The sequence below is a fragment of the Plectonema cf. radiosum LEGE 06105 genome (assembly GCF_015207665.1).
Classification (GTDB): Bacteria; Cyanobacteriota; Cyanobacteriia; order Cyanobacteriales; family Nostocaceae; genus Rivularia; species Rivularia radiosa_A.
Genome location: NZ_JADEWL010000046.1, coordinates 40494 through 47842, shown reverse-complemented (window position 1 = coordinate 47842; position 7349 = coordinate 40494). Strand labels below are relative to the sequence as shown.

Genomic DNA, 7349 nt, shown 5'->3' with positions numbered 1-7349 from the left:
ACTCAACTACCTTCCTCCCTGATTTCGCTTACGCTCAATTTTGGTCGGAAGGTGTTTCTTTTTTGACCCGTGATTCATCTCGCCGCCAAATCGGAGATTATGGCGGGAGTCTTCTCACGGAGTTTAGGTAAACAACCATTCTCCAACTTTACCAGTCGCGAATATCTGGGAATCCAAGTCTACCTCGGTTCCATCATCTGCATCCGGGTCAAGGAATTCTCTCCGACTACCCCAGAAATTCGTACCTCTAGCACCAATGCGGAGGTTTATAATACCCGTGACTAGGGAAGGTCGTAAGTAAGTGGTAAATTCTACTTGAGTATAGGCTTCTATCGGTTCGTCGATCAGTTCGTTATTAAATAGAGTCGTATCTCTAGTGCTGTCTAAAAGGATTTCCCCATCAATTGCTCGCTCTCTCTGTCTTAGGGTAGATGTGGGTTTTTTGATTTCATGAACAGCCGCCCGGATACGGACAGTTTGAGGTTTCAGCCCTGACTGTAAAGTGCCAATAAACTCACCATTGACCACAAGTGCCTGGTATCCTGGTGCATCTGGGTCTTGATCGGAACCAATAAATTCACCCGCGCTGCTTGTTAGAGTTACCAATACATCTTTGGGAATAACCTCCCCTTTCTCGTTGATAATCTGTCCCCGGATCTGAATTGTTGAACGTCCATCAGCTTGGACTACCGGGTCTCCTACAGGTGAAATATCCAGTTGCACCTCACTACGACTTCTTTCTCTCCTTGCAGGTGTCGAATTTTCTTGGAGAGGATTTAGGGGTTCTGCTTGGGTTTTCTGGTCGTTAGGAGCAGTAGGAACCGACTGCTGTCGCTCAAATAATGACTCTCCTTGTTGTCCAAACAAAGAGTCTGACTGCGAATTTCCCCCAGAGCTAGGAGATACTAAACTGTCTCCTATTTGTGCAAGTTCGACTGATTGCTGTGGAGTTGGAGAAATCTCTTGACTTTTATCCTCTTCTGATGGCTTGGCAGACAGTGAAACTTCAGAGATGGAAGGTTTTCCCTGCTCTTGACTTTTTACCTCTTTTCCTGTATCGAGAGCCTCTCTTAATCTAAGACTAATGTCTAATTGAGTCTTTTCATCTGACTCAGCAGCTACAGCACCGTTAGAAGACATTGCAGAAAATCCGACAATCGCCATAACTATCGGTAAAATTCCCGCGCTACCTAGCTTTAATAAGACAGATAACATCGTATGGAAAAATTGTTTTTGGTGACGATAGTTGTTACTATTGCTCAATCGCACGTGAGATAATTTCTTAATCATTGCTTACCCTCCGAAAATGCAGGCGTAACCGCAAAATTCACCCGCACCATACTTCCAGGTGATAATTTCACTAAGCGTGACGGGCTATTTGTCTCAATAAAATATTTATTCGGAGCCAGAGAGTAGCCTGGTAAACTAGTCAAATCCAGCGCCGCTGAACGATAACCGGAAATCACATTAGCTAAAGAATACAAACCATTGGCATCGGTAACAATACGGTTGCCATCATCCATGTAAATCACCGCATTCGGTATCCCAGGTTCGTTTGGCTGTTGTTCACCGTCAAAGTTTTTATCAATAAATACTCTGCCAATCAAGGTACCGCAGTCGGATAAAATTCCCGATCTAATCCGCAATCTGTGGCTTGATTGGTTACTTCGCAAACCCCCAGCTTGGGCTTGTGCTAAGTTTGTTCCGCTTCCGCGTACAGCATCTGGAGTTAGCTCAGCCGCGTAATTAATTACTAAGCTTTCTCCCGGTTGCAAAGTAGTTGTCGAGTTGATTGTGACATTTGTACCTCTACTCGAAGCATTAATACTTGGTTCGCTAAACTCCACCGCTCGATCACCAACAGAACCCCGCAGTGACTGAGAAACAAATCGCAATCCTAACGGTAATCTATCGGTAACGCTGACATTTGTCGCTGGCGATCGACCAACATTTTCAATCCGCAATGTATAAATTACCGTATCCCCAGGTTCCGCAGCAGCGCGATCGCCAGTTTTGATCAACCGTAAATCTGCCGGAGAAGCGCTCAGAATTACTTGATTAGAATCAACTCTTTGATCGGGTAAATTATCGGCTCCACCACTTGCGGTATTCTCTATCACTGTTTGACCAACAGTCGGTATAATTCCATAAGTAATAACACTCAAGGAACCGATGGTTAAAAAGAGGCTTTTACGCCTTAGCCATGAGATTAAAGATATCATTGGAAGGCATCAATGCAATAAATAGCTAGGTTTTCTCAAGTATTGGCTTTAACTAAAAAGCCATTTTTTCTCAAATTCAAATTCTTAACTAGTAGCCAAGAATTGTATCGCTAAAGTTCACTAAGTTATACATAATATCGAAGAAAATTTTATTTTTGATTTCTCCTTGTGTGCAAAATGTATATTTTTTTGCAATCAGAGCATATTATCAACTACTTGTCAAGATAAAAACCAGTTGCAGATAGGTTTAAATCCCGATATTTTAATGTCCTCAAATCAAACAAGCTCAACGAATAAACTAACGGATTAGGGCTTTTTATCTCAAAATAATTAACCCTTATCCCCAGATTCAACTAAAAATAGTAGGAAAAATGTTTCTATGCAATCCGTACATTAAAAACATTTTTTACTACGTTTCTGTGAATTTATTTACGTAAATATACGCTTTGAGACGAGAACAAATCTGGATTATGTGGGGACGGAAATTCACCTATTGGACTGCATATCGTCAATAGGGAAATAACCTGACTACCTGGTTTAAATTGCGATCGCAGTTGTTTATTACTCGTGGATAAAACGTGTAATTTATTCGTTAAAGGTATTACGTTTAAATTTTTATTGATTGAAATGAGAAAAATTTTGTATCAATAAAGCAATAAGTGTGTTTGTCTGAGTAATTTGATATCCGCCGTTTAGTTTTAGGTATTAAATAAGAAATATTCATCTTTGCCTCCATTACCTTCACACCACTGTCATAAAATTGCTTAAGGTAGAGTATCCCACGTATGGGTTCTTTTTGAGTCACTAATTACATACAGACAATAATTAAAAGTTGTCAGATTAATTATTCTCAGGGTTTGCTCAGACTTCTACACACCTATCGAAGTATATATTTAGAAAACTGAACTTAGCATTTAGTTGTGCTTTAGAGAATCTTTACTTAATTTTCAGCTATATTTTAGATTCTCATAAATTAGCATCTTAGAGGTGTTCCTTAGACTGTATGTTTCCAATTTACAATTTCGGGACTACTCAATAACTTACTTTGCTGAATCTTTATTTTTTTAGGTCACACTTCAGTAATATTACTCAGAAAATACTTCCAAGTAATCAGGGATGTTATATTTTATTATGTATTTTTTTTACATTGTCATTCATCAGTAATAAAACCGCTAGTGAGAATACTTAAGTTTTTCCTCAGCAGTAAATAAAACAATAAGTAAATATATGCAATATTTTTTTGTCTATGATATTTGATTTAGACTTAGGATTTTCTAAGCTTGTCATAATCAGCAATTTTGATGAAGACTTAGTTTATTCTTTGCTTACACCGTTTTTATAAAAAATATTTACCATATTAACTGTAATATATTTTACAATTAAGTTCTATTTTTGTATATTGCATTTTACAAATAACTCAGGGATTAAAAGTTTATTTTTATACTTTTAATTAGTATAAAAACTTAGGCTCAGGTGTAATAATTTTATATAGACAGTTTATAAAGTGTCTACTATGTGGGAATATTATTGTGTATTCTTTACTTCTTGTTGTCTGTTTTTACTGAAAACGAGATGAATCTAGCGAAGTCATAACATCATCATTTTCATAACAAAAACTTATGACGTTTTAGATTGACAACAGTGGATATAGCGGTGTTCAATTGGGTGCAATACAAATAAAATTGGTAAAAATCGGGCAAAGAGGAATGTCCACACCACAATTTGAATATATTCTACTCAACCGCAAACCGCTATATTACTCGTCAATAAACTCAATTTTTTATAGCGTAAAAAAATGAAGGAAGATAAGCAATTCGCGCATCTTCCCCCACTAATAGTAAGGTGATTATAATTATTTTTAATTTTCGCAACAAAATGTAGCGAAACTTAATGCCAATAATGATTAATAATCAATCTAATATTGTAAAAACTGGTTGCGCTGTCATCGTGCAAATGCAGCGCGATCGCACTGGATTTTAGTAAGTATCGTCGTATTCAGGAGTTTCGATACGTCTTTCGGAGCGAGGAGGTAAAAACTCCGCACGGCGTACCGGAGGAGATATTGTATGACCAGAGCCATTGTAAGGATGAATGACCTGTACTGTTCTTGTAGGACGATGTTTTGGAGAGAATAAAGCTGAGACTCCAGCAACTACAATACCACCACCAACAGTCAGTGCCATACCTCCAACAGCCCAAAGTATATTAGAAGACCACCAAGCTTCTTGGGGCTGTAGCGCAGTTTGTTGTGCGGCATTTTGGTTTTGTTGAGCGTTTAATTGTGATTGGTAGTAAGTTTGTATTTGAGACTGAAACTGTTGAGTTTGATTCTTCAACTGGTCGTTTTCTCGTTGAAGCATATCAAGTTGGTTTTTTTGACGTTCTAACTGCGTCCGCAACTCAACCGTATCTGAACCAGGAGGAATCTGGTTTGGATAAACTGGTAAGCCAGGATAAGTACCTGGTTGAGCCATGTAGGGTGGTGCGACTATGGGTGCTTGGACTTGGGGAGTACTGTTAAAATTCGGCACGGAATTACCAGAACCCTTCAACAGCAAAAGAGCTGCTAGCCCAGCGACTGCAACTCCGCCAATAAATGCCATACTTTCACTCATAGCGCTTTCTCCCATAACGCGACAAAATTAAAATCATTGATAATCTATACTCTCTCACACTCATCATTTATACCTTATTCAATTCCATATAATAACCAAAACATAAAACTTAGTACCAAGTACTTTTTTTACTACTGGTAATAGCTTTATATATTCAAAATCATATCTGTAAAATTGTCTAGTACAGATAGCAAGATCAAACATTGTTGTGATCATTTTTTCATATAAGTTTTTCTTGTTATCAATAAATATTAGTAATCAAGCATCTTTAGCCGAAATTACCCACTAGAATCATTTTCCAGCTTGTTTGAGCGGTAAAATTACCCGGTTTTGAACACTGACTTTTAAAAAACATCGCTAACTTAACACAAAAATAGTTGTCCTAGGAGAATTACGGTGAATCAAAGTAAGAATACTTATAAAATATCAATTATGTAAAAAAAAGCCTCAGTCTATATAGTTATTTCGCACGTTTGCTTAATTCTTCACTGCCAAAGAAACCGGAATTTTATCATCTTACTCCTATCCCGCTAGAAAATTACCTATTTCTCTTTATCTCTTTGCTTTGCATTCTCTCTCTTGAAAAGTTGCTCTACTTGGGGATACCCCAAGACCGCACTTTTCGCTGTGTCTCTGCGGTTTTTTTTCGGTAATCTTTTAACGGGAAGGGAGTAATATCTAAAGTAGCTTGTATATCACAGTGGATATTTTTGACCAAAGATTTATCTTAATTTGGGATTTAAGTTTTTGTTCGGGGTAAAATCCCCGTTAGCTTCAGGGGGGTTGGGTGTAATTGCAAATAATTTTCAAGCTTATTTATCTTCCTGATGTTCCACCTCAGCTAAAAGTTGATCTCTTTGTTCGGGAGAAAGTTGGTCTAGCTGATGTTGCAAAAAGGCTTTTTCGTATTCTTCTCGTTGTTGATGATAGGTCATTTTATTTCCCACCGCACGAAAAACATAGCTGAGCAGCCAGCCAATTAAACCTCCAACTAATAAAACTTGGCTCCAAATACCAGCGCTAAAGCTATTAAAACCCAGAAGCTTAAAAGTTACATAAGCTAAACCACCTAAACCAAAAACGCCAAATACAATTCCAATAGCGTCAATGCGTCGCATTTTTAAATATGACCTACCAATACATGATTAAACTTCAATTTGTCGCCGCCGTGGTCGAAAATTAACAAACGGTGATAGAAGCAATAAACCGGGAAAGAACAAGAACACGAGAAAATACATGAAGCCACGTTCAAAGGAACTAACTGAGTACCAGCGAAATTTCATGTAGGTTAAAACCATGACTGGAATGACCAACAGGTAGGAACCTGCCAAAAGTAGGTACATCAAAGGTACCATGATGGTTTCGCTGTTTAAATAAGTGAGTAGACTTGATTGCATATATTTTCCATTATTAACTGGTTGAATATATTTTCTATCATAAACTTAAGCTGGGACTCAAGGAAGTATCGCTGGTCGCAATATTCCCCATGATCTGAAAGTAAGGTATTAGATTAATAGTCTGTCCCATTAGTTTTCAAGGTTTGTTGTTGGGATGCGCGCCCTTGATTGGAGCGATAAATCGTTACTACAAACCCATTAATTATGATGGGTTGCTTTTTAGTCCATTTGAATGGGCTTTTGCTGTTAGATGGGGAATTATATTCCCCAGCGGAGTCAAAACGGCAGGTGAGAGACCAGCAGATTGTATGCTCCTAGAGTATCACAATCACCGTTTTAGATGAATTTCAAGCCTTCGTGATGTGAATCACGACTCAAATATCAGAAAAGCGTCAAAAAAAATTTGGAAAAATGTTGGACAAAATACGTAATTAATGCTCAAATAGATGAGGAGATATTTGCTGCTAACAGCTGATATCGACGAGTCCCCAAAAAAACATGGGGGTGTGGCGGAATGGTAGACGCTACGGACTTAAAAAGTTGAGCCTTGTTGAAGAAATTCTACAAGTGGATGCTCTCAAATTCAGGGAAACCTAAATTTTACGTTTAAATATTACGTAAGATATGGCAATCCTGAGCCAAGCCGAATTAACTTTAATAGTTCGGAAGGTGCAGAGACTCGACGGGAGCGACCCTAACGTAATTGCAAGCAATTGTTTAATTATTTGTAAAGTCGAGGGTAAAGGGAGAGTCCAATTCTTAAAACCTAATGTTTGAGAAAACAATCAAGGTAGTAGCGAAAGCTGCGGAAGAATGAAAATCCGTTGACTGTAAAATGTCGTGAGGGTTCAAGTCCCTCCACCCCCATTAATGTTATTTATGGTTTTGTTGTCCCAGATGTAATTGCATTTGGGATGTTTTTATATTTGTATTTGTATTTGTATTTTGCGATGGTGAGTGTGAGAATATAGATCCCCGACTTTTTGGAGAAGTTGGGGATCTAAACACCGTGATTTCGATACATACAAATAGGATTGCTATAAAAAATTATTTTCCTGATTTTAATAAATAAACAAGAATTAACTAATTAAGGATACGGTCGAATCCCAGTATAA

General features: G+C 37.8%; 5 protein-coding genes. All 5 read right to left on the bottom strand.

The window, feature by feature from the left end; genetic code table 11:
• Window positions 1-123: 123 nt before the first annotated feature.
• Window positions 124-1290 (bottom strand): hypothetical protein, encoded by a 1167-nt coding sequence (locus tag IQ247_RS15220; RefSeq protein ID WP_193921336.1) that lies wholly within the window; start codon window positions 1288-1290, stop codon window positions 124-126.
• The gene (locus tag IQ247_RS15215; protein ID WP_193921335.1) at window positions 1287-2222 is read right to left on the bottom strand and encodes a DUF11 domain-containing protein; all 936 of its coding nucleotides are present in this window, start codon (window positions 2220-2222) and stop codon (window positions 1287-1289) included. Before IQ247_RS15215 ends, IQ247_RS15220 begins: the two co-directional genes overlap by 4 nt.
• A gap of 1976 nt (window positions 2223-4198) precedes the next feature.
• Window positions 4199-4837 carry a heterocyst differentiation related protein gene (locus IQ247_RS15210; RefSeq protein ID WP_193921352.1) on the bottom strand — a complete coding sequence of 213 codons (639 nt, stop codon included), beginning with the start codon at window positions 4835-4837 and terminating at the stop codon, window positions 4199-4201.
• A gap of 812 nt (window positions 4838-5649) precedes the next feature.
• The gene (locus IQ247_RS15205; protein WP_193921333.1) at window positions 5650-5955 is read right to left on the bottom strand and encodes a DUF3007 family protein; all 306 of its coding nucleotides are present in this window, start codon (window positions 5953-5955) and stop codon (window positions 5650-5652) included.
• Window positions 5956-5982: 27 nt separating this feature from the next.
• Window positions 5983-6234 (bottom strand): NAD(P)H-quinone oxidoreductase subunit L, encoded by a 252-nt coding sequence (gene ndhL, locus IQ247_RS15200; RefSeq protein ID WP_193921332.1) that lies wholly within the window; start codon window positions 6232-6234, stop codon window positions 5983-5985.
• Window positions 6235-7349 lie beyond the last annotated feature (1115 nt).